The organism is Streptomyces sp. NPDC037421, from assembly GCF_055602105.1.
Genome location: NZ_JBVJWV010000012.1, coordinates 1 through 22,608, shown reverse-complemented (window position 1 = coordinate 22,608; position 22,608 = coordinate 1). Strand labels below are relative to the sequence as shown.

The window sequence follows — 22,608 nt, the reverse complement described above, 5'->3', positions numbered from 1 at the left end:
CATGCTCGAGGAGCCTCCCCCGGCCGCACCCGACCCATGAGCGGGTGGACGTAGCGACTGGCCGGGCTGTCAGTGGCGGGCATTAGCTTCGGGGCATGTCGATCACCGCACAACTGCGCGACTCGGTGGGGCTGCCGGGTGGGGACTCGCTGGTCAACGGCTTCGCCTTCGAGGGGCGGTGCGGCGGGGCTCGGCGGGCTCTGCTCCGGGGTGGGGGCGGGCTAGAGGTCCGTGACTTCGACCGGCTCTTCGCCGGGGAAGGGGCTCCCGTCGTCTTCCCGGTGCCCTGGCCGGGGTGGGAGCACGGGGTCCATTCCGTGAGTCCCGACGGGGCGTTCGCCGTGTTCTCGGGGCAGCGGGCCGTGCGGGCCGTCGGGGTGGGCGGCGAGACGTTGTGGGAGTACCGGCACGGCTGCTGGGGTCCGGAGCTGGGGCATCCGCACTCCGGGGACGAGCAGGAGGTGTGCCCGGGGCTGGAGCACGGGTCGTGCCGGGTGTCGGACGACGGGCGGCTCGTGTGGGCGCACGTCGCGGGGGACGACTACCAGGAGTACTGGGTGGTGCTGGACGCCGCCGACGGGCGGGAGCTGGCCCGCCTGCCGCTGGACAGTGCCGCCTCCGGCTCGAACCACCTCTCGCACCCGGACGGGGTCCACATGGGTCTGTCCATCGGCATGGGCCAGGACGGCATCCTGCTGCACTGGGCGCGCTGGGACGGCGAGCGGCTCACCGCCTGGGACCTCAACGAGACCCTGGACCGGATTCTGGTGGACGTCCACCCCGGCCACCGGGGCTTCCTCACCGTCGAGCACTACGGCGCGGACCTGCGCCTGCACGCCCTGGACGGCGACGCACTCGCCACGGCCGTGCCGGAGCCGGCCGACGACGACGAAGAAGATCCGCTGTACTGGGACTACGGCTGCGGTTTCGTCGACGCCGACACCGTCATCGCCTCGACGGTCGACAGCGCCGCGGACCCCGCCCAGGCCGGCCACTGGCTGCTGGACGCCCACTCCCTGGAGATACGCGGGCCGATCGCCTACCCCGACGGACCGGCCACCGGCTACGTACGTCCTCTCGGCGACGGCACCTGGCTCACCTACGACGGCAGGACCGGCACCCTCAACCGCTGGAGCGCGGGCGGCTAGGCCGTGAAGGCGGCGAGGGCCTCGGCGGTGTCCGGGGGGAGGTCGGCCACCGCTGTCCGCGGCAGGGCGGCGACCACCGCCCGGAGGCCGGCGTGCAGGTCGGGGAGCACCGCCCAGGCGGCGGGCGGGGCGTGCACCACCGCGTGCAGCAGGTCGCCCTCGTAGAAGTACGCGTCCAGCAGCGGATCCTCCAGCAGCAGGCGCACCGCGAGCGGGAGGACGTACGGCAGGGCGACCTGCTGCGAGACGAGGGTGCGCAGGTCCGCCGGACGGAGGTCCCGCAGGGGGACGGTCCGCAGCCCGTGCACCTTGCGGACCAGGTGCGTCGCGTCGGCGGCGGGGAGGCCCCAGCGGGGCGGGTCGAGTTCGTCGAGGGTGCGGTCCAGGTGGAGGAGTCGGTCCATGGGCCGCACCGTAGCCCTGGTGGCCGGTGTGCCGGGCAGGGGGAGCCGTCAGGGCGTCGTCGCCCTGAAGGCGCGGCGGTAGGCCGTCGGGGAGGTGCCCAGGGTGGCCGACAGGTGCTGGCGGAGGGAGGCCGAGGTGCCGAAGCCCGCGTGGGCGGCGATCTGGTCCACCGGGAGGGCGGTGGTTTCCAGGAGGCGGCGGGCGTGGTCGACGCGGCGCTGGGCCAGCCACTGGCCCGGGGGCATGCCGACCTCCTCGGCGAAGCGGCGGCAGAAGGTGCGGACGCTCATGCGGGCGTGCTCCGCCAACTGCGCGAGGGACAACGGCTCGTCCAGGTGGCGCAGGGCCCAGGCGCGGGTCGCGGCCGTGGTGGCGGCTTCCGGTTCCGGCATGGGGCGCTCGATGTACTGGGCCTGGCCGCCCTCCCGCCACGGCGGGACCACGCACAGCCGGGCCACCCGGTTGGCGACCTCGCTGCCGTGGTCGCGGCGCAGGAGGTGCAGGCACAGGTCGACCCCGGCGGCGACGCCGGCCGCCGTGAGGACCTGTCCGTCGTCGACGAAGAGGACGTTCTCGTCGACCTCGACCTGAGGGAAGGCCTGCTGGAAGTTCCTCGCCTCGTTCCAGTGGGTGGTGGCGCGCCGGCCGTCGAGCAGGCCCGCGGCGGCGAGGACGTACGAGGCCGTGCAGATCGAGACGATGCGGGCGTGGGGCGGGAGGAGGGCGAGGGCGGCGGCCAGTTCGGCGGGCAGCCACTCGCGGGACCCGTCGGCGCCGCAGGTGAACGGGGGGATGACCAGGGTGTCGGCGGTGCGCAGGGCTTCGCTGCCGTGGGCGACGGTGATGGTGAAGTCGGCGCTCGTGGTCACCGGGGCGCCGTCCAGGCTGCAGGTGACGACCTCGTAGAGCGGTTCGCCGTCCGGGCCTTCGGCGGTACCGAAGATGCGTACCGGGATGGTCAGTTCGAAGGGGTAGACGCCCTCCAGGGCCAGGACTACGACTCGGTGTGCGGAAGGATCGGGCATGGCAAGATTCTTTCAGATGGTGGCAGTCTTGCCACTCGTTCGGGTGGGTGCGGTGCGGAAACCTTGATCTCGGGACGGGGCCGAACGGGCCCCGCGGAGAACGGGGATGACGGCATGCGCGCAGTGGCTCAGGACGGTTTCGGCGGACCCGAGGTGCTCAAGGTCGTCGAGGTGGAGCGGCCGGAGCCCGGGCCGGCCGAGGTGCTCGTACGGGTCCACGCGGCCGGGGTGAACCCGACGGACTCGTGGCACCGCGCCACCGGCGGGCTGGCCGGGGCTCCGGTCCCGCTCGGCTGGGACGTGTCCGGGGTCGTCGAGGCGGTCGGGATCGGGGTCACCACCCTCGCCCCGGGCGACGAGGTGTTCGGCATGCCGCGGCACCCCGCGCCGGCGGGCACGTACGCGGAGTACGTCACCTCCCCCGCCCGGCACCTGGTCCGCAAGCCCGCCGCGCTGAGCCACGTACAGGCCGCCGCGCTGCCGCTGGCCGCGCTCACCGCCTGGCAGGCGCTGGTGGACACCGCCGACGTGCGCCCCGGGCAGCGGGTGCTGGTCCACGCCGCGGCGGGCGGGGTCGGCCACCTCGCCGTGCAGATCGCCAAGGCGCGCGGCGCGTACGTGATCGGCACCGCCCGCGCGGCCAACCACGAGTTCCTGCGCGGACTCGGGGCGGACGAGCTCGTCGATTACACGCAGGCCGGCTTCGAGACCGCCGTCGAGCCCGTCGACGTCGTGGTCGACGCCGTCGGCGGGGAGTACGGGCCGCGCTCGCTGCGCGTCCTGCGCCCCGGCGGGATCGTGGTGTCCCTGGCCTCCCCGGCCGAGGCGCGTCTCGCGGAGGCGGCCCGCCCGCTGGGGCTGCGCGCCGTCTTCATGGCCGTGGAGGCCGACCAGGCGGGGATGCGGGAGATCGCCGCGCTGGTGGAGGCCGGCCGGCTGCGGTCCGAGATCGACACGGTGCTGCCGCTGGAGCTGGCAGGCAAGGCGCACGAGCTGAGCGACAGCCGCCGGACGCGCGGCAAGATCGTCCTCACCGTCAACGGCTGACGCCGACAGGACCCCTCCTACGACACGGCGACCCCCTCCAGGAAGGGCTCCAGCGCGGCGCGCAGCGCGGCCGGCTGGTCGTAGTGGACGTAGTGCCCGGCGTCCGGGATCTCGGCGTACTGCCCGGCCGGGAGGACGCGGACCATTTCCTGGGCTTCCGCGCGGCCCAGCTCGCCGTCCAGGCCGCGTACGACGAGGGTGGGGCAGCGGACCTGGGCCAGCTCCTCCCAGTGCGCGTCGTGCACCCAGGTCTCGCGGACGGTCAGCATCTGGCTGCGGGAGAAGAGCGGGCGCCAGCCGTCCGGCGCCTCGTGCATCACCTCGGCGAAGAAGGCGCCGCGGCCGGGGTCGGGGCGCTCCACCCGGGGGTCGTCCTCGCCGAACCAGCGGCGGGCGGCGTCCTGCGTGGGGAAGGGCACCGGCCAGCGGCGGAACCACTCCTGCCACTCCTGCTGCGAGGCCTCGCCGAGGGCGGAGGCCCGCATGTCGCAGATGACCAGGGCCTGGACCAGATCGGGGCGGCGGGCGGCGAGCTGCCAGCCGGTGAGGGCGCCCATGGAGTGGCCGATGAGGACCACGGGGCCCAGACCGAGCTGCTCGATGACGGCCTCGGCGTCCGCGACGAAGGCCTCGCGGCCCAGGCGCGCGGTCCGGTCGGGGCCGGGTACGGGGTGGCCGCTGTGGCCGTGCCCGCGCTGGTCGAGGGCGATGACGCGGCGGTGCTCGCCCAGCCAGCGCGCGGTGCCGGCCCAGTGGAGGGCGCGGCCCATCAGGCCGTGGAGTAACAGGACCGCCGGTTTCCGGGGCTCCGCGGGCGGGTCCCGGAACTCCCAGGCGGCCAGGCGTACGCCGTCGGCACCTGTGACATCGATGCGCTGTACCACCGGAGATGCACCCCCTTCGCTCCCGGCCAGACTATCGAACCCGCATTCGAAAACGGGCGTCTCGCCGACAACACCGCTCTTTCGAGTGACCTTGCTCAAGGATTGGCCGCCGCTGCCGATGGAGATCCTTTCAACAGGGAGGCGGGCCGCTCGGGGAAGACGGTCCGAAGGGGATGACCTTGAGAGCTCGGGGCTCCAGGTCAGCAAGGGGAGGATCGGTCCCGGCGCCGAAAGGCGCCGGGACCGCCTTGCTTCCGGCCGGCCGGCGGCACCTGGCCGCCGGCCGTCAACACCCTCGGGGCGTCAGCCTGACGGCTTCAGCGCTTGGCGACGAACACGTGCGAAGCGATGTCCGCGTCCAGCTCCGCGGCCTCGCCGCCGCTGCCGACCAGCACCCCGCCCGGGGACTCCGTCACGCTCACGACGGAGCCGGGCTGCACGCCCGCCCGGCGCAGCGTGTACATCAGCTGGGCGTCGGTCTGGATCGGCTCCCCGATCCGGCGGACGACCACCGTCTTGCCCTCGGTGCCCGGGTCCAGGTCCGACAGGCTGAGCATGCCGTCCTCCAGGAACGGGTCCGCCTCGGCCTTCTCGCCCAGCTCCTCCAGGCCCGGGATCGGGTTCCCGTACGGGGACTCGGTCGGGTGGCGCAGCAGCTCCAGCACGCGCCGCTCCACCGCCTCGCTCATCACGTGCTCCCAGCGGCAGGCCTCGGCGTGCACCTGCTCCCACTCCAGGCCGATGACGTCGACGAGCAGGCACTCCGCGAGGCGGTGCTTGCGCATCACGCGCGTCGCGAGCTTGCGGCCCTCGTCCGTCAGCTCCAGGTGCCGGTCACTGGCCACCGCGACCAGCCCGTCACGCTCCATGCGGGCCACGGTCTGGCTCACCGTCGGGCCGCTCTGGTCCAGCCGCTCGGCGATCCGGGCGCGCATGGGGACCACACCTTCCTCTTCCAGCTCCAGGATGGTGCGGAGATACATCTCCGTGGTGTCGATCAGTCCGGACATTCGTGCCCCTCGGATTGCGTGCGCTGGCCCTGTCCCCAATTCTGACGCATCGGGCCGACAACCGTCCCGCGTCCGGCGTCAAGGCATGTACGGGACATCGGGCCGGAGCGTGTCCGCGCCCGGATTGACGGCCGTATTGACACGCCCTTGGTCCAGACCGCACGGTGAGCGGCGGACAACGGCGACGCAGCCACCGCGCACCCCACACCCTGGAAGGGCCTACGGCGTATGAGCGAGAGCAAGCTGGCCGGGCAGTTCTTCGACGCCGCCATCGGCCTGCTGGAGCGGGTGCGCGACGAGGAGGGCTCCCGGATCACCGAGGCCGGGACCGTCATCGCCGAGGCCGTCGCCTCCGGGAACCGGCTCTTCGCCTTCGGCGCCGGGCACTCCTCGCTGCCCGCGCAGGACGTGGTCTACCGGGCCGGCGGGCTCGCGCTGATGAACTTCCTCGCCGTCCCGGGCACGGCGGGCGTCGACGTCATGCCGGCGACGCTCGGCAGCGCGCTGGAACGGGTCGGCGGGCTCGCCGGCGCGGTCCTGGACAGCAGCCCCGCCTCGGCGGGGGACGTCCTGGTCGTCATCTCGCTGTCCGGGCGGAATGCCCTGCCGGTCGAGATGGCGATGAACGCGCGCGCGATCGGCCTGAAGGTGATCGGCGTGACGTCGGTGGCGTACGCGACGGAGACGAAGTCACGGCACGTCTCGGGCACCTTCCTGAAGGACCACTGCGACGTCGTGCTCGACAGCAAGATCTCGGTCGGTGACGCCGAGCTGTCGGTGGACGGCATCGACGCGCCGTTCGCCCCCGCGTCGACGGTGGTGACCAGCGCGATCATGCAGGCGGTGATGGCGGCGGCCGCCGGGGAGCTGGTGGCGCGGGGGGTGGAGCCGCCGCTGCTGCGGTCGGGGAACGTGGACGGCGGGCACGAGTGGAACGGGCGGGTCATGCAGGAGTACGGGGACCGGATCTTCTTCCGGCACTAGGCAGCGCCGCTGCCCTGGCCGGGCCGGGTACGGGGCGGCGCCGCGGGCACGGTCTTGCGCGCGGGCCCGGCCCGTACCCGGGCGGACGGCGTCGGCCCTGGGGCGCGGGCCGTAGCGGAGCCTCGGCGCGGGGTGTGCCGCTGCGCGGAGCTGCTCCCCGCCCCGCCCTTTCTCCGTTTGCAGGGGCTCCGCCCCTGACCCCGCGCCTCGAACGCCGGCGGGGCTGGAGCGCCCGGGGTCAGGTCCGGGTCGCCAGGTCCAGGTCCGCTGCCACGCGGGCCGCCACCTCCTCCGCGTACAGGGCGTCCGCGCGTTCGAACGCGGGGCGGGAGGGGCCGCGCAGGAAGGTCAGCGCGCCCAGGGTGCGGCCGCGGCTGCGGAGGACCGCGCACAGGGCGTGCGTGGCGCCCGGGGGCCACTGGCGGGCCCGGGCCCAGGCGTCGGCCGCCTCGCCGGCCGGGGCGCTGGCCCGGACCGGGCCGATCCGGTCCAGGGCCTGGAGCGCCGGGTGCGCGGCCTCGTACCGGACCGGGATCGCGCCCGGCCCGGGGAGCAGCAGGGCCAGCCCCGACGGGGACACCGCCGAGCGGACCAGGCGCCGGCCCGCCCCGGGTTCCAGTACGTCGAGCAGCGCGTGCTCCGCGAAGCCGGCCAGCGCGAAGTCCAGCCGGACGGCGGCCGCCTCCGCCGGGTCCTCGCACTCGGCGGCGGCACGCCCCGCCCGGTACAGCTGGTTGGCCCGGAACCGCAGCTGCCCGGTGTCCAGCTCGGCCTGCCGGGCCTCGGTGACGTCCTGGAACAGCCAGCCCACCCCCAGCGGCACCGGCTCCTCCGCGAGCGGCGACCCCAGCCGCAGGAACCCGCACCGCCAGCAGCGCCGCCGCACCCCCTCCGGGGTCCGCACCGACACCCACAGCTCCAGCGGCGACGGCGGCGCCCCCTCGGCCAGTACGTGCTGGAGCGCGCCCTCCAGCTCCTCGACGCCCTGCTCCAGCAGGTCCCCGAGCGGCCGCCCGAGCAGCGCGCTGCGCCCGGCCCCGAAGGCGCGGGCGGCGTGCGCGTTGACCACGGCCGGGCGCAGGTCCACGTCGACGAGGACGACCCCCCAGGAGGCGTCGTCCATCAGCGCCTCGCTGAGGGCGATGGACCGTTCCAGGTCGATCTGGGCGTGCACCTCGCTGAAGGCGCAGTAGACCCCGGCCGGCTTCCCGGCGGCGCCGGGCACCCCGGCGGACTGGGTCCGTACGAGGATCCGCCCGCCGTCCTTGGTCAGCAGGGCGAACTCGTGCACCTGCCGGCCCGGCGCGTCCTGCGCGGACATCAGCCGGTCCTGCACGTCGTCCGCGTCGGCGGCGCGCACGGCCCAGCCCGCGAACCCGCGCCGCCCCACCGCCTCGGCGGCGCTCCAGCCGAGGATCCGCTCGGCCTCGCGGTTCCAGTGGGTGATCACGCCGTCGGAGTCGAACGCGCACAGCGCGGCGTCCATCCCGTCGAGCAGCGCTGCGAGCAGGTCGTCGGCGGTCTCACTACGCCCGGAAGCACTCACCTGGCACCCCCCGCAGGTGTTCGCGTGTGCGGCACGTCAGATCATTGAACTGGAACGTGACCCAGGCCACACCCGCTTCCCGGAATCCTCCCGGAATGTCCGCCCGAAATCCGCGCCTTAAATCGCTTGAGGGCTCCGGGGCGCCGATCTAGGCTCTGCCGTACACGAGAAGGGAGGTGGTTCCCGAAATGTACGGAAACCGGACGCGTGAGGTGACTGCGGGCTAAGGGCCCGTCGTCAGCAACGCACCCAGTGCGGTGCCCGGCGGAAACCGCCCGGCGCCAATCCCCAGCAGTCACCCGACCCGCGGTCTCGCCGGCACGTCCGGCCGGCTCCTCTCACTGCAGGAGAGGAACCCGAGATCGCGGGTCGCCTGCGTTCGAGCTCTGCCGACGGCGACGGGCCGCCGGCCCCGGCGCTACGGGCAGAGGCGCTCGACGCGCCACTCGTCCCCGTCCAGGACGTACCGCAGCCGGTCGTGCAGCCGGTTCTCGTGCCCCTGCCAGAACTCCAGCGCGTCGGGCAGCACCCGCAGCCCGCCCCACTCCGGCGGCACCGGCACCTGCTCCCCCTCCGGATACCGCTCCTCCAGCTCCGCGTAACGGCGGTCCAGCTCCGCGCGCGAACCGATCACCGTGGACTGCGCGCTCGCCCACGCACCCAGCTGCGAGCCGTGCGGACGCGAGCGGAAGTACGCGGCCGTCTCCTCCCGGCCGATCCGCTCGGCCCTGCCCGTCACGATGACCTGCCGGGCGATCGGGTGCCAGGGGAAGAGCAGCGAGACGTACGGGTTCTCGTCGATCTCCCGCACCTTGCGGGAGCCGTAGTTGGTGAAGAAGACGAAGCCCCGCGAGTCGAACTGCTTCAGCAGCACCGTGCGCGAGCTGGGCCGGCCACCGGCCGTGGCGGTCGAGACGACCATCGCGTTGGGCTCGAAGAGGTGCGAGTCGGCCGCCTGCTGGAACCACAGCGCGAACTGCGCCATGGGGTCGTCGGCGAGGCCCGCCTCCTCGACGATCTCGGAGCGGTACTGCTTGCGCATGACGGCGGGGTCAATGTCCTGATCGGTCACACGGCCATCCTGCCGCAGTACGCCGGGCACCGGTGTGCCGTATGTCACGCTTCCACAGGCCCACCGGAACGGACAAAATCTTGGGGCCGGTCCGAGGGTCCCCGCACGGATGACCTTCGGCCGTGCCGGGCATCAACGGGGATGACCGCGCCGGACCGCGAATCACGCCGGGAACCGCGCGTGTTCGCACTACCTGAGGAGCCGCCTGATGTCCGATTTCGTACCCGGACTCGAAGGGGTCGTCGCGTTCGAGACGGAGATCGCCGAGCCTGACAAGGAAGGCGGATCGCTCCGCTACCGGGGGGTGGACATCGAAGACCTGGTCGGCCACGTCTCCTTCGGGAACGTCTGGGGCCTGCTGGTCGACGGTGCGTTCAACCCCGGCCTGCCCGCCGCCGAACCCTTCCCCATCCCGGTGCACTCCGGGGACATCCGCGTCGACGTGCAGTCCGCGCTCGCCATGCTCGCCCCCGTGTGGGGTCTGAAGCCGCTGCTCGACATCGACGAGCAGACCGCCCGCGACGACCTCGCCCGGGCCGCCGTCATGGCGCTGTCGTACGTCGCCCAGTCCGCCCGCGGCCAGGGCCTGCCGATGGTGCCGCAGCGCGAGATCGACAAGGCCGAGTCCGTCGTCGAGCGGTTCATGATCCGCTGGCGGGGCGAGCCCGACCCCAAGCACGTCAAGGCCGTCGACGCGTACTGGACCTCCGCCGCCGAGCACGGCATGAACGCCTCCACCTTCACGGCGCGCGTCATCGCCTCGACCGGCGCCGACGTGGCGGCCGCCCTGTCGGGTGCCGTGGGCGCCATGTCCGGGCCGCTGCACGGCGGCGCTCCGTCACGCGTACTCGGCATGATCGAGGAGATCGAGCGCACCGGCGACGCCGTGGCGTACGTGAAGAAGGCCCTCGACAAGGGCGAGCGGCTGATGGGCTTCGGCCACCGCGTGTACCGCGCCGAGGACCCCCGCGCCCGCGTCCTGCGGCGCACCGCCAAGGAGCTGGACGCCCCGCGCTACGAGGTCGCCGCCGCCCTGGAGAAGGCCGCGCTGGAGGAGCTGCACGCACGCCGCCCCGACCGGGTCCTCGCCACCAACGTGGAGTTCTGGGCCGCGATCATGCTGGACTTCGCGGAGGTCCCGGCGCACATGTTCACCTCCATGTTCAGCTGCGCCCGCACGGCCGGCTGGTCGGCGCACATCCTGGAGCAGAAGCGCACGGGCCGCCTGGTGCGGCCGTCGGCACGGTACGTGGGCCCGGGCCGGCGGGACCCCCGCGACATCGAGGGCTTCGCGGACATCACCGCCACCGCCTGAGGGCTTCGGCCGTCGTTCCCGCCCAGGGCGCCGCATCCCGTACGGGGTGCGGCGCCCTCGCGCGTCTACGGGCTCCGGTCAGCCGAGGGCCGCGTCGATGAGCTTCGACCACTGGGCGACGACACGGGCCCGGCGGGCCGTGTCGTCGGTCAGGACATTGGCCAGGCCCAGCCCGCGGGCCATGTCGAGCAGGCCCTGCACGGTCTCCCGTACGCCGGGCAGCGACTCGTCCGCGCCCAGCAGCTCGACGGCGATCCGGTGGGTCTCGCGGCCGACCCGGGCCTCCAGTTCGATGACCTGGGGGCGCAGCTGCTCCTCGTTGGAGGCCGCCACCCACAGCTGGAGCGCGGCGCGGAAGAGGGCGCCGGTGTACAGGTCGACCAGGGCCTCGACGACCGCGGGGCGCGGGCGCGGGGCGGGGGTGGTCTGGAAGAGCTCCCGCAGGGCGGTGGACCGTTCCTCGGAGACGTACTCGACCGCGGCGGTGAAGAGGGACTCGCGGGTCGGGAAGTGGTGCTGGGCCGCACCGCGCGAGACGCCGGCGCGTTCGGCGACGACGGCGACGGTGGAGCCCGCCCAGCCGTGTTCGGCGAGGCAGGACACGGCCGCCTCCAGCAGGTGGCGCCGGGTGACGCGGCTGCGGGCCTGCTTGGGGACGGCGCCGGTCACCGTACCCATGACGGGTCCCGGCGCTCGAAGCGGGCGGTGATGCCCTCGCGGGCCTCGGCGGAGGCGAAGAGCCGTGCGGAGAGTTCCGTCAGGCGGGCGCCGTCGCGGTCCAGGGCCTCCCGTACGCCCGCGGCGACCATGGCCTTCGTCTCCGCGAGGGCCTGCGGGGACGCCTTGCGGAGTCCGTCCAGGACGGGGGCCAGGGCCGTGTCCACGTCGGTGTGGGTGTCGGTGTGGAGGGTGAGGAGCCCTATGCGGGCGGCCTCGGCGGCGTCGAAGGCCTCGGCGGTCAGGAGGTAGCGGGAGGCGGCGCGGGGGTCGAGGCGCGGCAGCACGGTCATGGAGATCACGGCGGGGGCGAGGCCGAGGTGGGTCTCGGTGAAGGCGTACGAGGACTGCGGCCCGGCGGCGGCGATGTCGCAGGCGCCGAGCAGGCCGAGGCCGCCGGCGCGGACGTGGCCGGTGACGCGGGCGACGACCGGCTTGGGCAGTGCGGTGATCTCGCGGAGCAGGGCGAGGAAGTCGGCCGGGTCGCAGGGGGACTTCAGGTCGGCGCCCGCGCAGAAGGTGTTGCCGGTGTGGGTGAGCAGCACCGCGCGGGTGTCGGGGTCGGCGGCCGCGTCGGCGAGGGCCCCGCGCAGCTCGGCGACGAGCCGGGCGGAGAGCGCGTTGCGGTTGGCCGGGGAGTCGAGGGTGAGGGTGGTGATGCCGGTCGCCGCCCGGGCGGCGTGCACGAGTGGGGCCATGTCTCCTCCGGAGGGGTCAGCGGGTGGACCCGGCCGGCCCCCCTCGGGGGCAGGGTACGCCGTTGCCCTGGCCGGGCCCTTGCCCTGGCCGGGCGGTAGCGGGTGGGGGCGGCTGCCCTGGCCGGGCGGGGTGGCGGGCGGGTGGCTGCGGGGCCGGGGCCGGTGCCGGGGTGGGGTGCCGTCCGGGACGGGCTTCGATGTTCGGCGCCTGATCCGGATTGCATTCGTACGGGGTACCGCGCGCCGAATTCATCTCGTTTTGGTCCCGGACGACACCCCACCCCGTCCCCGCCCCCGGCCGGTACCCTCCAGCCCCGCCTGGGGTAGCCGGGAGCTTGAGGCGCGGGGCCGGGCAGCGGCGGACGGCGGTGTCAGTACGACTTGGGGAGGCCCAGGGTCTGGTGGGAGACGAAGTTGAGGATCATCTCCCGGCTGACCGGGGCGATACGGGACACCCGGGCCGCGGTGATCAGCGACGCGAGCCCGTACTCGCGGGTGAGCCCGTTGCCGCCCAGGGTGTGCACCGCCTGGTCCACCGCCCGCACGCACGCCTCCCCCGCCGCGTACTTCGCCATGTTCGCCGCCTCACCGGCCCCCGCGTCGTCCCCGGCGTCGTACAGCGCGGCCGCCTTCCGCATCATCAGGCCGGCGAGTTCCAGCTCGATGTGCGCCGCCGCCAGGGGGTGGGCGATGGCCTGGTGGGCGCCGATCGGTTCCTTCCAGACCTGGCGGGTCTTCGCGTACTCCACCGCCCTGCCCAGGGCGTACCGGCCCATGCCGATGGCGAAGGCCGCCGTCATGACGCGCTCTGGGTTGAGGCCGGCGAAGAGCTGGAGGAGGCCCGCGTCCTCGTCGCCGATCAGTGCGTCGGCGGGGAGGCGGACCTCGTCGAGGACGAGCTCGAACTGCTTTTCCGCCGCCTGGAGTTCCATGTCGATGACCGAGCGGCCGAAGCCGGGGGCGTCCCTCGGGACGATGAACAGGCAGGGCTTGAGGCGGCCCGTTCGGGCGTCTTCCGTGCGGCCGACGATGAGGGTGGCGTCGGCGATGTCCACGCCGGAGATGAAGACCTTGCGGCCGGTGAGGATCCAGTCGTCGCCGTCGCGCCGGGCGGTGGTGGTGATGCGGTGGGAGTTGGAGCCGGCGTCGGGTTCGGTGATCCCGAAGGCCATGGTGCGGGTGCCGTCGGCGAGGCCGGGGAGCCAGGCGCGCTTCTGGGCGTCCGTGCCGAAGCGGGCGATGACCGTGCCGCAGATGGCCGGCGAGACCACCATCATGAGGAGCGGACAGCCCGCCGCGCCCAGCTCTTCGAGGACGATGGAGAGTTCGGCGATGCCGCCGCCCCCGCCGCCGTACTCCTCGGGGAGGTTGACGCCGAGGTAGCCGAGCTTGGCGGCGTCCGCCCACAGCTCGTCGGGGTGGCGGCCCTCGCGGGCGACGCGGGCGAGGTAGTCGCGGCCGTAGCGCTGCCCGAGGGCGGCTACGGCGGCTCGCAGGGCCTGGTGCTCTTCGGTCTCGATCACGGCTGGTCCTCCTGGACTACGGCGAGCAGGGCGCCGAACTCGACCTGGTGGCCGGTGACGGCGTGGAGCGCGGTGAGCGTGCCGGAGGCGGGGGCGAGGATGCGGTGCTCCATCTTCATGGCCTCCAGCCACAGCAGGGGCTGCCCGGCGGTGACGGCGCTGCCGGGGGCGAGGCCCTCGGCGATGCGGACGACGGTGCCGGGCATCGGGGCGAGCAGGGAACCCGGTTCGGTGCGGTCCTGGGGATCGGGGAACCGGGGTACGGGCACGAGGGCGTGGGAGCCGAGCACGGAGTCCACATAGACCGTGTTCGATTTGCGTTTCACGTGGAACATCCGCCGGACGCCCCCGACTTCGAGGGTGACGGCCTCGGGAGTGGCGGACAGGACACGGACGTCCGGGTCCTCCACCGGGGCGTAGCGGGCCTCGTACTCGGCGCCGGCCACGGTGTAGCGGCGGCTCCGGGGCTGGGAGCGGAGGTTGCGCCAGCCGCCGAGGCGGGCGGCGAGGGAGGCGCCGGAGGCCGGGGCCGCTTCGGCGAGCGCCGCGGCCAGGCAGGCGAGCGCGGGGTCCGGGGCGTCTTCGGCGAGGGTGTCGAGGTGGCGTTCGTAGAAGCCGGTGTCGAACCGGGCGGCGGCGAACTCCGGGTGGCGCAGGGAGCGCACGAGGAGTACGCGGTTGGTGGTCAGCCCGTGGATCCGGGCCCGGGACAGGGCGTCCGCGAGGATCCGGACCGCCTCGGCGCGGGTCGGGGCGTGGGCGACGACCTTGGCGAGCATGGGGTCGTAGTGGATGCCGACCGTGTCCCCGGCGGTGAAGCCGGTGTCGACGCGGACGTGGCCGGGGAGGTCGAGGGTGTGCAGCACCCCGGTCTGCGGGCGCCAGTCGTGGGCCGGGTCCTCCGCGTAGAGGCGGGCTTCGACGGCGTGGCCGGAGGGCCGGGGCGGGGCGGGGGGCAGGGGCCGGCCCTCGGCGATGCGCAGTTGGAGGGCGACCAGGTCGAGGCCGAAGACCGCTTCGGTGACGGGGTGTTCCACCTGGAGGCGGGTGTTCATCTCCAGGAAGTACGGGCGGCCGTCGGCGCCCACGAGGAACTCGACGGTGCCCGCGCCCCGGTAGGAGACCGCGCGGGCGGCGGCGACGGCGGCGGTGTGGAGGCTCTCGCGCAGGGATTCCGGCAGGCCGGGGGCCGGGGCCTCCTCGATGACCTTCTGATGGCGTCGCTGGAGGGAGCAGTCGCGGGTGCCGAGCGCCCAGACCGTGCCGTGGGCGTCGGCGAGGACCTGCACCTCGACGTGCCGGCCGCGCTCCACGTACGGCTCGGCGAAGACCTCGTCGTCCCCGAAGGCCGAAAGGGCCTCGGCGCGGGCCGCCTCCAGGGACTCCTTGAGGGAGTCGAGGTCCCTGACGACGCGCATCCCGCGGCCGCCGCCGCCCGCCGCGGCCTTGAGCAGGAGCGGCAGGTCGGCGGCCGTGGCGGCGGCCGGGTCGACGGGGTCCAGGAGCGGGACGCCGGCGGCGCGCACGAGGTCCTTGGCCCGGGTCTTGGAGGCCATGGCCTCGATGGCCTCGGGCGGCGGACCGATCCAGACCAGGCCGGCGGCCAGGACCTGCCGGGCGAAGTCCGCGTTCTCGGAGAGGAAGCCGTACCCGGGGTGCACGGCGTCCGCACCCGCCGCGCGGGCCGCCGCGATCAGCAGGTCGCCGCGCAGGTAGGTGTCGGCGGGGGCGGCCCCGGGCAGGCGGACGGCCGCGTCGGCGTGGCGGACGTGCAGGGCGTCGGCGTCGGGGTCGGAGTGGACGGCGACCGTGGACAGGCCCAGGTCGCGGGCCGTACGGAAGATCCGGACGGCGATCTCGCCCCGGTTGGCGACGAGGAGGGAGGTGATCGGTGCGGTCATCTGGGGGCTCACATCCGGAAGACGCCGAAGCCGCCGCGGGCGCCCTCGACGGGGGCGTTGTGGACGGCCGACAGGCACAGGCCGAGGACGGTGCGGGTGTCGCGGGGGTCGATGACGCCGTCGTCGTACAGCCGCCCGGAGAGGAAGAGGGGCAGGGACTCGGACTCGATCTGGGCCTCCACGAAGGCCCGCATCCCGGCGTCCTGTTCCTCGTCGTACGGCAGTCCCCGGGCGGCGGCGGACTGGCGGGAGACGATCGACAGCACCCCGGCGAGCTGCTGGGGGCCCATGACGGCGGACTTGGCGCTGGGCCAGGCGAAGAGGAACCGGGGCTCGTAGGCGCGTCCGCACATGCCGTAGTGGCCGGCGCCGTAGCTCGCGCCGATGAGCACGGACAGGTGCGGGACACGGGAGTTGGACACCGCGTTGATCATCATCGAGCCGTGTTTGACGATTCCGCCCTGCTCGTACTCCTTGCCCACCATGTAGCCGGTGGTGTTGTGGAGGAAGAGCAGCGGGATGTCGCGCTGGTTGGCGAGCTGGATGAACTGGGCGGCCTTCTGCGACTCGGCGCTGAACAGCACGCCCTGCGCGTTGGCGAGGATGCCGACCGGGTAGCCGTGCAGGGTGGCCCAGCCGGTGACCAGGCTGGGGCCGTAGAGGGGCTTGAACTCGTCGAAGTCGGAGGCGTCGACGATGCGGGCGATGACCTCGCGCGGGTCGAAGGGGGTCTTCAGGTCCGGCGGGACGATCCCGAGGAGCTCCTGCGGGTCGTACAGCGGCTCCTCGGCCCGGGGCGGGTCGGCGTACGGCTTGCGGTGGTTGAGCCGGGCCACGATGCGGCGGGCCTGGCGGATGGCGTCGTACTCGTCGAGGGCGTAGTGGTCGGCCAGCCCGGAGACGCGGGCGTGCATGTCGGCGCCGCCGAGGGACTCGTCGTCGCTCTCCTCGCCGGTGGCCATCTTGACCAGGGGCGGACCGCCGAGGAAGACCTTGGAGCGGTCCTTGATCATGACGGTGTGGTCGGACATCCCGGGGATGTACGCGCCGCCGGCGGTGGAGTTGCCGAAGACGACGGCGACGGTCGGGATGCCGGCGGCGGAGAGCCGGGTCAGGTCGCGGAAGATCGCCCCGCCCGGGATGAAGATCTCCTTCTGGGAGGGCAGGTCCGCGCCGCCGGACTCGACGAGGCTGATGCACGGGAGCCGGTTCTGGAGGGCGATCTCGTTGGCCCGCAGCGCCTTCTTCAGCGTCCAGGGGTTGCTGGCCCCGCCGCGGACGGTGGGGTCGTTGGCGGTGATCAGGCACTCGACGCCCTCGACGGTGCCGATGCCGGTGACCATCGAGGCGCCGACCGGGTAGTCGCTGCCCCAGGCGGCGAGCGGGGACAGCTCCAGGAACGGGGTGTCCGGGTCGAGGAGCAGCTCGACGCGCTCGCGGGGCAGAAGCTTGCCGCGGTCGCGGTGCCGGGCGGTGTACTTCTCCCCGCCGCCGGCGAGGGCCTTCGCGTGCTCGGCGTCGAGCTCCGCGAGCCGCTCCAGGGCGGCGGTACGGGCCTTCGCGTACTCGGCGGCGAGCGGGTCGACGGTGGTTCCGAGGCGGGTCATCGGGTCCCCTCAGGGGCGGGTGGCGGGGCGGCGGGGAGGAGGTGGGCCGGGAGGAGGTGGGCCGGGATGTCGAGGTGACGGGCGCGCAGCCATTCGCCGAGGGCCTTGGCCTGCGGGTCGAAGCGGTGTCCGGAGGCGACGCCGTCGCCGAGGAGGCCGGGGACGGTGAAGTTCAGGGCGCGCAGGTTCGGCAGCTCGTGGCGGGTGACGGCCAGCGCCCGCGTCTCGGGCAGCAGGTCCTGGAAGGCCGCCACGGTGAGGGTGCGGTGCAGCCACCGCCAGGCCTCCTCGCCCTCCACCCACACCCCGACGTTGGCGTCGCCGCCCTTGTCCCCGCTCCGGGCCCCGGCCACCGCCCCGAGGGGGGCGCGCACGGTGGGGGCGGGGGCGGGCGCCGCGGGCGGCGGCGCCGCGGGATCCGGTACGGCGGGCGGGGCCGGGGACGGCGCGGGCGGAGGCGGGACCGGCAGGCGGGTGCCGTCCTCCAGGACCGCCGCGTGCGGGACGGAGCCGGCCGGGACCAGGGTCGAGGCGAACACCCCGTAGGGCTGGGCCGGTCCCGGCGGGGCCGTCACGTGGAAGCCGGGATAGCTGGCGAGGGCCAGCTCGACCGCCGCCGAGGTCAGCGCCCGCCCCACCCGGTCCGGGGACGGATCGCGGACCACCAGCCGCAGCAGGGCGCTCGCCTCCTCCTCCGTGTCCGCGTCCGCGTGGTCCGTGCGGGCGAGGGTCCAGCGGACGGACTCCACCTCGCGCAGCGCCCCCGCCAGTTGTGCCCGCACCAGGGCGGCCTTCGCCTCGATGTCGAGGCCCGTCAGGACGAACACCACCTCGTTGCGCCAGCCGCCGACGCGGCTGACGCCGACCTTCAGGGTGGTGGGCGGGGGCTCCCCCCGGACCCCGCTGATCCGGACCCGGTCATCGCCGTCCGGGGTCAGGCGGACCGTGTCCAGGCGGGCGGTGACGTCGGGGCCGAGGTACCGCACGCCCTGGGTCTCGTACAGGAGCTGGGCGGTGACCGTGCCGGGGGTGACGGCACCGCCGGTGCCCGGATGCTTGGTGACGACCGCCGAGCCGTCCTCGGAGACCTCCGCGAGCGGGAAGCCGGGCCGCCGGACGTCGTGGGCGGTGAAGAAGGAGTAGTTGCCGCCGGTGGCCTGCGTACCGCACTCCAGGACGTGGCCCGCGGCCACCGCCCCCGCCAGCCGGTCGTACTCCTGCGGGCCCCAGTCGAACCACCAGGCGGCCGGCCCGCTGACCAGCGCCGCGTCCGTGACCCGGCCGGTCACCACCACGTCCGCGCCCGCCCGCAGGCAGGCGGTGATACCGGCGCCGCCCAGGTAGGCGTTGGCGGTGAGCGCGTCCTGCCCGTACGGCATCAGGTCGTCGCCCTCGACGTGCGCGACGGAGACGGGCACCCCCACCTTCGCCGCCAGCGCCCGCACCGCCGCCGCCAGCCCGGCCGGGTTCAGCCCGCCGGCGTTCGTCACGATCCGCACGCCCCTCTCGTGCGCGAGCCCGAGGCCCTCCTCCAGCTGCTTCAGGAAGGTCTTCGCGTAGCCGAGGTCCGGGTTCTTCAGCCGGTCCCGGCCGAGGATCAGCATGGTGAGCTCGGCGAGGTAGTCGCCGGTCAGCACGTCCAGCGGGCCGCCGGCCAGCATCTCGCGCACGGCGTCGAACCGGTCCCCGTAGAAGCCGGACGCGTTGCCGACGCGCAGCGCCCGGCGCGTCACCGCCCGCTCGCCTGCGGCTCGCGGCCCTGGCCCGCCGGGCCGGCGAAGGCCTGGGCTATGTCGAGCCAGCGGTCTGCGTCGGGACCGGTCGCGGTGAGGGCGAGGTCGGCGCGGTGGGCGCGCTGGGTGACCAGCAGGCAGAAGTGCAGCGCCGGCCCGGTGATCCGTTGCGGGGCGTCCGCCGGACCGTACGCCCACACCTCGTCCCCGTCCGGAGCCGTCAGCTCCACCCGGAACTCCCCCTCCGGCGCCGGCAGACCCCGGACGGCGTACGCGTAGTCGCGCGCCCGCACCCCGATCCGCGCGACGTGCCGCAGCCGGGCCGTGGGGGTGCGCGGTACGCCGAGCGCGTCGGCCACGTCCTGGCCGTGCGCCCAGGTCTCCATGAGCCGGGCGCTCGCCATGGACGCGGCCTTCATCGGGGGCCCGTACCAGGGGAACCGGGCGTCGGGCGAGGCCGCCGCGAGCGCCGCGTCGAGCGCGGCCCGGCCCTCGCGCCACCGGGCGAGCAGCTCGGCGGGCTCCAGCGCGGCCCCCTCCGCCGCGCCTTCGTCGACGAACGACCCGGGGGCCTTCAACGCCTCCTCCACCATCCGCGCGAAGCCCTCGGCGTCGGTGAGCGCGAGCAGCGCCGCCCGGTCGGTCCAGTGCAGGTGGGCGATCTGGTGGGCGACGCTCCACCCGGGCGCGGGTGTCGGCCGCGCCCAGGCCGGTCCGGGCAACTCCCCCACGAGCGAGTCGAGTTCCCGCCCCTCCTCACGGAGGTCGGCGAGGAGGCCGGCGAAGACGGTCGTGGTGGCGGCGGTGGCCGCGGTGGTGGCGGTGGTGGCGACGACGGACGGATCGGGCACGGCGTGCTCCCCTCTCGGCGTGGGGGGAAGCCTGGCAGCCTCCGCTAAAACAATCAAGCGTGCTTGCATTATTTTTGCGGACTGCGCTCGATTCCCGCCACGCCCGCCAATTCCGTTCGTCCGACGACGACTTGACCGGGATCGGCCATCCGGCAAGGCCCGGCCGAGGGCGCGGCCGGAACGCACCGCGACGCACCGGGAACGATCAGGGGTGGTTCCGGCCGTACGCCGCGAAGGCGCCCTGGCGGCGCCCGTCGCGCGCCGATACTGGGGGCTCCCCGCCCGCGCAGCCGCCGCACCGGGCTCCGCACCGCCTCCCGTACCGCCTCCCTCCACGCGCCCCTCCACGCCACTCGACGACGAGGACGGTCCGCCGTGAATCCCGCTGCCCCAGCCGCGTTCCACTCCCTCTACCCCGAGCTCGACGCCACCGCCCTCACCGCCTTCGCCACCGCCCTGGAGAGCGGCGACCTCGCCGGCCTGCCGCCCGCGCGCGCCGCGGAAGCGCAGGCCGCGCGGGCCGCGGCCGCCTTCAGCCGGGGCAAGGTGACCGGCGCCTGCGGGGACCTGCTCGACGCCGCGCTCTGGCGGCACACCGGCCCCGGGCCGCGGGCGGCGGTCGTGATGCCCTCGCCGTGGACGGGCCTGGGCTGGACCGCGTACGCCGTCCAGGCCGCCGCGCTCGCGGCGCGCGGCTACGACGTACTCGCCTACACGGTCCGCGGGTTCGGCCGCTCCGACGGCCAGGCCGACTTCGCCGGGCCACTGGACGTCGCCGACGGCAGACGGGCCCTGGACCACCTCCTGGAACGCGCCGCCGGCCCGGTCACCAGGACCGGCTTCCTCGGCGTCTCGTACGGCGCCGGCATCGGCCTGCTCGTCGCCGCGCACGACCCCCGGGTCGACGCGGTGGCGGCGCTCAGCGCCTGGGGCGACCTCGGCGAGGTCCTGTACGAGAACTCCACCCGCCGCGCCGCCGCCGTACAGAGCCTGCTCGCGTCGGCCGGACGGGCCCGGCTGAGCCCGGAGACGGAGCGGGCCCTGGAGGACGTCCTCGCCGACCGGGGCGCGGAGGGCGCCCTGCGGTGGGCACAGCAGCGCTCGCCGTTCGGCCACGTCAAGGAGTTCAACCGCAGGCGGGTGGCGGTCTTCCTCTCGCACGCCTGGCACGAGACGGTCTTCCCCGCCAACCAGACGCTGAGGCTGTTCGGCGAACTCACCGGCCCCAAGCGGCTCGACCTGTCCGTCGGCGACCACTGCGGCCCCGAGAGCGCGGGGCTGCTGGGACTCCCGAGCCCGGTGTGGACGGACGCGCACCGCTGGCTCGACCACCACCTGTGCGGCGCCGCCAACGGCGTGGAGGGAGAGGGCGAAGTGCTCTCCGAGGTGATGTGGAGCCGCAGCCTGGAGCCCTCCGCCGGCCTGCCCGCCCCGGGCGGGATCGTCCGCCGGCTGTACCTGACGGGGAGTGGGACGCCGTCCGGGATCGGGGGGCTGGCGGGGGAGCCCGAGCACGGCTGGACGGCGGGCACGCTGTGCGGCGTGGACACCCCGGCCGCCGTGGCCGACGCGGTGGTGCGGTCCGGGTACGCGGAGATGGCGGGCCGTCCGAAGCCGTACCCGGGCGGCGAGATCGCTTCCGCCGCGGCCGCGTCCGTCACGGCCGCCTGGTCCGGGGACCCCGCCGAAGAGACCCTCCGCGTACGGGGCGTCCCGCGCCTGCGCGTGACGTACCGCGCCGCCAACTCCGGCTCCACCTTCGTCGCGTACCTCCTGGACCAGGCCCCCGACGGCTCGGCCCGGCTGATCACACACGCCCCGTTCAGCGACCTGCAATCCCCGCCGGACAGCCTGATCAGCGCGGACATCGACCTCCAGGCCACGGCGTACGACGTCCCGCGCGGGCACCGGCTCCTGCTGGTGGCGACCGCCCGGGACCCCTTCTACGGGGACGCCAACCTGCCGCGCGCGACGCTGGCGTTCACCTCGCCGGAGCCGACGCCGTCGTACCTGGAGGTGCCGGTGGGGTGAGGGGTCCGGGATACCGCACGATTCCGCACGCTCCCGTACGCTCCCGTACGACTGTTTTAGACGAGCGTATTGAACAAGCGTATGGATCCTGAGTATGGTTCTTCACGTCAAGGCGAGAACGAACCGCGAAGGGGGCCGAACCACCATGGCCGCGAACGACACCACCACCGCCACCCGCTCCGAACTCACCATCGACGGCCGCCGGTTGTCGTACCTCGACTTCGGCGGCACCGGCCGCCCGCTGGTCGCGCTGCACGGGCACCTGTCCGAGGGCGCCACGTTCGCCGGCCTCGCCCGCGCCCTCGGCCCCGAGTGGCGGGTGATCGCCCCGGACCAGCGCGGCCAGGGCGAGTCCGACAGCGCCGCCGACTACACGCGGGAGGGCTACCTCTGCGACGTCGGCGCCCTGCTGGACCACCTGGGGCTGGAGCACGTCGTCCTGCTCGGTCACTCCCTCGGAGCCGTCAACGCCTACCAGTTCGCCGCGCGCCACCCCGAGCGCGTGAGCGCCCTCGTCAACGCCGAGGGCCCGGCGGCGCTCGGGCTGGACGGCTCGAACCCGCTGGGCTTCCTGCTGGAGCTGCCCTACGAGGCCCCGACCCGCGAGGCGCTGATCGCGGGCCTCGGGCCGGCCGCGCCGTACTTCTCCGACCGGCTCCGGGAGAACACCGACGGCAGCTGGCGACTGCCCTTCCGCCCCCGGGAGATGTACGACTCCGAGCACCACGTCCACGGCGACCACTGGGCCGACTGGACGGCCTCCACCTGCCCGGCCCTGCTGGTACGCGGCACCAAGGGGGTCATCCCGGCCGACCAGGCCCGGGCCATGACGGAACGCCGCCCCGGCACCGCCGTGACGGAACTCGACACCGACCACTTCGTGTACACCGCCGAGCCGGAGGCCTTCGCGGCGGCGGTGGCGCGGTTCCTTGAGGGGGTGTGAGGGGGCGGGGTTCCGCCGGGCGGTGTCAGGGAGGGTTCGGGGGTTTCCCGTCAGTCCCATCGTCCTTCCGGGGCGGGCCGGTCCCTCAAGGGCGCTCCTTCGTCGCGTCACTTCGTGATCGCCTTCGGCGACCCTTGACCGACCGTCCCGCCCCGGAAAGCCGAAAGA

At 74.4% G+C, this 22,608-nt stretch carries 19 protein-coding genes; 6 read left to right on the top strand and 13 right to left on the bottom strand.

Translation table 11 applies throughout. From position 1 onward, the window contains the following. Positions 1-95 precede the first annotated feature (95 nt). Positions 96-1,148, top strand: coding sequence for a hypothetical protein (locus ACZ7IF_RS19135; protein ID WP_470972568.1), 1,053 nt, complete (start codon positions 96-98; stop codon positions 1,146-1,148). Here ACZ7IF_RS19135 and ACZ7IF_RS19130 read toward each other — a convergent pair. Next, positions 1,145-1,552: a contact-dependent growth inhibition system immunity protein gene (locus tag ACZ7IF_RS19130; protein ID WP_470972565.1), complete on the bottom strand. Its 408-nt coding sequence runs from the start codon at positions 1,550-1,552 to the stop codon at positions 1,145-1,147. The genes ACZ7IF_RS19135 and ACZ7IF_RS19130 overlap by 4 nt on opposite strands. Positions 1,553-1,600: 48 nt before the next feature. Further along, complete coding sequence (locus tag ACZ7IF_RS19125) at positions 1,601-2,578, bottom strand: GlxA family transcriptional regulator (RefSeq protein WP_470972563.1); 978 nt, start codon at positions 2,576-2,578, stop codon at positions 1,601-1,603. Positions 2,579-2,692: 114 nt separating this feature from the next. On the opposite strand from ACZ7IF_RS19125, the gene ACZ7IF_RS19120 reads away from it, so the two are divergent. Further along, positions 2,693-3,625 carry an NADP-dependent oxidoreductase gene (locus ACZ7IF_RS19120; protein WP_470972561.1) on the top strand — a complete coding sequence of 311 codons (933 nt, stop codon included), beginning with the start codon at positions 2,693-2,695 and terminating at the stop codon, positions 3,623-3,625. A gap of 17 nt (positions 3,626-3,642) precedes the next feature. Here the strand turns inward: ACZ7IF_RS19120 and ACZ7IF_RS19115 are convergent, their stop codons facing one another. Beyond that, on the bottom strand, positions 3,643-4,509 hold the full coding sequence (locus ACZ7IF_RS19115) for an alpha/beta fold hydrolase (protein WP_470972559.1): 867 nt from the start codon (positions 4,507-4,509) through the stop codon (positions 3,643-3,645). Between the two features lie 317 nt (positions 4,510-4,826). After that, a complete protein-coding gene (locus ACZ7IF_RS19110; RefSeq protein ID WP_362474979.1) occupies positions 4,827-5,519 on the bottom strand; it encodes a metal-dependent transcriptional regulator in 693 nt (230 codons plus the stop codon). Between the two features lie 228 nt (positions 5,520-5,747). Here ACZ7IF_RS19110 and ACZ7IF_RS19105 point away from each other — a divergent pair, with 228 nt between their 5' ends. Continuing rightward, positions 5,748-6,503, top strand: coding sequence for an SIS domain-containing protein (locus ACZ7IF_RS19105; RefSeq protein WP_470972556.1), 756 nt, complete (start codon positions 5,748-5,750; stop codon positions 6,501-6,503). Positions 6,504-6,741: 238 nt separating this feature from the next. Here ACZ7IF_RS19105 and ACZ7IF_RS19100 read toward each other — a convergent pair whose 3' ends face one another. Both ACZ7IF_RS19100 and pdxH read right to left on the bottom strand, forming a co-directional pair. Next, on the bottom strand, positions 6,742-8,049 hold the full coding sequence (locus tag ACZ7IF_RS19100) for a PAS domain-containing protein (RefSeq protein WP_470972554.1): 1,308 nt from the start codon (positions 8,047-8,049) through the stop codon (positions 6,742-6,744). A 418-nt stretch (positions 8,050-8,467) separates the two neighbouring features. Beyond that, positions 8,468-9,091: a pyridoxamine 5'-phosphate oxidase gene (gene pdxH, locus ACZ7IF_RS19095; RefSeq protein ID WP_470972928.1), complete on the bottom strand. Its 624-nt coding sequence runs from the start codon at positions 9,089-9,091 to the stop codon at positions 8,468-8,470. A gap of 238 nt (positions 9,092-9,329) precedes the next feature. Here pdxH and ACZ7IF_RS19090 point away from each other — a divergent pair, with 238 nt between their 5' ends. After that, a complete protein-coding gene (locus tag ACZ7IF_RS19090; RefSeq protein WP_470972552.1) occupies positions 9,330-10,436 on the top strand; it encodes a citrate synthase 2 in 1,107 nt (368 codons plus the stop codon). A gap of 78 nt (positions 10,437-10,514) precedes the next feature. Here the strand turns inward: ACZ7IF_RS19090 and ACZ7IF_RS19085 are convergent, their stop codons facing one another. From ACZ7IF_RS19085 to ACZ7IF_RS19055, 7 genes are all read right to left on the bottom strand, one after another. Continuing rightward, positions 10,515-11,114, bottom strand: coding sequence for a TetR/AcrR family transcriptional regulator (locus ACZ7IF_RS19085; RefSeq protein ID WP_470972550.1), 600 nt, complete (start codon positions 11,112-11,114; stop codon positions 10,515-10,517). Continuing rightward, positions 11,102-11,851, bottom strand: a complete 750-nt coding sequence (locus ACZ7IF_RS19080) for an enoyl-CoA hydratase family protein (protein WP_470972547.1) — start codon at positions 11,849-11,851, stop codon at positions 11,102-11,104. The genes ACZ7IF_RS19085 and ACZ7IF_RS19080 overlap by 13 nt, the downstream gene beginning before the upstream one ends. Before the next feature lie 371 nt (positions 11,852-12,222). Next, the gene (locus tag ACZ7IF_RS19075) at positions 12,223-13,374 is read right to left on the bottom strand and encodes an acyl-CoA dehydrogenase family protein (protein ID WP_470972544.1); all 1,152 of its coding nucleotides are present in this window, start codon (positions 13,372-13,374) and stop codon (positions 12,223-12,225) included. Further along, positions 13,371-15,275, bottom strand: a complete 1,905-nt coding sequence (locus ACZ7IF_RS19070; RefSeq protein ID WP_470972541.1) for an acetyl/propionyl/methylcrotonyl-CoA carboxylase subunit alpha — start codon at positions 15,273-15,275, stop codon at positions 13,371-13,373. Before ACZ7IF_RS19070 ends, ACZ7IF_RS19075 begins: the two co-directional genes overlap by 4 nt. A gap of 8 nt (positions 15,276-15,283) precedes the next feature. Beyond that, entirely contained in the window at positions 15,284-16,882 is a 1,599-nt protein-coding gene (locus ACZ7IF_RS19065; RefSeq protein ID WP_470972539.1) for an acyl-CoA carboxylase subunit beta, read from the bottom strand. Continuing rightward, positions 16,879-18,543, bottom strand: coding sequence for an acyclic terpene utilization AtuA family protein (locus ACZ7IF_RS19060; RefSeq protein WP_470972926.1), 1,665 nt, complete (start codon positions 18,541-18,543; stop codon positions 16,879-16,881). The genes ACZ7IF_RS19065 and ACZ7IF_RS19060 overlap by 4 nt, the downstream gene beginning before the upstream one ends. Positions 18,544-18,611: 68 nt before the next feature. Beyond that, positions 18,612-19,466 carry a TIGR03084 family metal-binding protein gene (locus tag ACZ7IF_RS19055; protein ID WP_470972537.1) on the bottom strand — a complete coding sequence of 285 codons (855 nt, stop codon included), beginning with the start codon at positions 19,464-19,466 and terminating at the stop codon, positions 18,612-18,614. Between the two features lie 375 nt (positions 19,467-19,841). Between ACZ7IF_RS19055 and ACZ7IF_RS19050 the strand changes: the two genes are divergently transcribed. Beyond that, on the top strand, positions 19,842-21,497 hold the full coding sequence (locus ACZ7IF_RS19050; protein ID WP_470972535.1) for a CocE/NonD family hydrolase: 1,656 nt from the start codon (positions 19,842-19,844) through the stop codon (positions 21,495-21,497). A gap of 145 nt (positions 21,498-21,642) precedes the next feature. Continuing rightward, positions 21,643-22,440 carry an alpha/beta fold hydrolase gene (locus ACZ7IF_RS19045; RefSeq protein ID WP_470972534.1) on the top strand — a complete coding sequence of 266 codons (798 nt, stop codon included), beginning with the start codon at positions 21,643-21,645 and terminating at the stop codon, positions 22,438-22,440. Positions 22,441-22,608 lie beyond the last annotated feature (168 nt).

Excerpts from the sequence above, each read along its gene's own strand:
- ACZ7IF_RS19135 (WP_470972568.1), top strand. The coding sequence starts at position 96 with ATGTCGATCACCGCACAACTGCGCGACTCGGTGGGGCTGCCGGGTGGG.
- ACZ7IF_RS19045 (WP_470972534.1), top strand. The coding sequence starts at position 21,643 with ATGGCCGCGAACGACACCACCACCGCCACCCGCTCCGAACTCACCATC.
- ACZ7IF_RS19105 (WP_470972556.1), top strand. The coding sequence starts at position 5,748 with ATGAGCGAGAGCAAGCTGGCCGGGCAGTTCTTCGACGCCGCCATCGGC.
- ACZ7IF_RS19065 (WP_470972539.1), bottom strand. The coding sequence starts at position 16,882 with ATGACCCGCCTCGGAACCACCGTCGACCCGCTCGCCGCCGAGTACGCG.
- ACZ7IF_RS19070 (WP_470972541.1), bottom strand. The coding sequence starts at position 15,275 with ATGACCGCACCGATCACCTCCCTCCTCGTCGCCAACCGGGGCGAGATC.
- ACZ7IF_RS19085 (WP_470972550.1), bottom strand. The coding sequence starts at position 11,114 with ATGGGTACGGTGACCGGCGCCGTCCCCAAGCAGGCCCGCAGCCGCGTC.
- ACZ7IF_RS19120 (WP_470972561.1), top strand. The coding sequence starts at position 2,693 with ATGCGCGCAGTGGCTCAGGACGGTTTCGGCGGACCCGAGGTGCTCAAG.
- ACZ7IF_RS19090 (WP_470972552.1), top strand. The coding sequence starts at position 9,330 with ATGTCCGATTTCGTACCCGGACTCGAAGGGGTCGTCGCGTTCGAGACG.
- ACZ7IF_RS19080 (WP_470972547.1), bottom strand. The coding sequence starts at position 11,851 with ATGGCCCCACTCGTGCACGCCGCCCGGGCGGCGACCGGCATCACCACC.
- ACZ7IF_RS19060 (WP_470972926.1), bottom strand. The coding sequence starts at position 18,543 with ATGCTGGCCGGCGGCCCGCTGGACGTGCTGACCGGCGACTACCTCGCC.
- ACZ7IF_RS19125 (WP_470972563.1), bottom strand. The coding sequence starts at position 2,578 with ATGCCCGATCCTTCCGCACACCGAGTCGTAGTCCTGGCCCTGGAGGGC.
- ACZ7IF_RS19110 (WP_362474979.1), bottom strand. The coding sequence starts at position 5,519 with ATGTCCGGACTGATCGACACCACGGAGATGTATCTCCGCACCATCCTG.
- ACZ7IF_RS19130 (WP_470972565.1), bottom strand. The coding sequence starts at position 1,552 with ATGGACCGACTCCTCCACCTGGACCGCACCCTCGACGAACTCGACCCG.
- pdxH (WP_470972928.1), bottom strand. The coding sequence starts at position 9,091 with ATGCGCAAGCAGTACCGCTCCGAGATCGTCGAGGAGGCGGGCCTCGCC.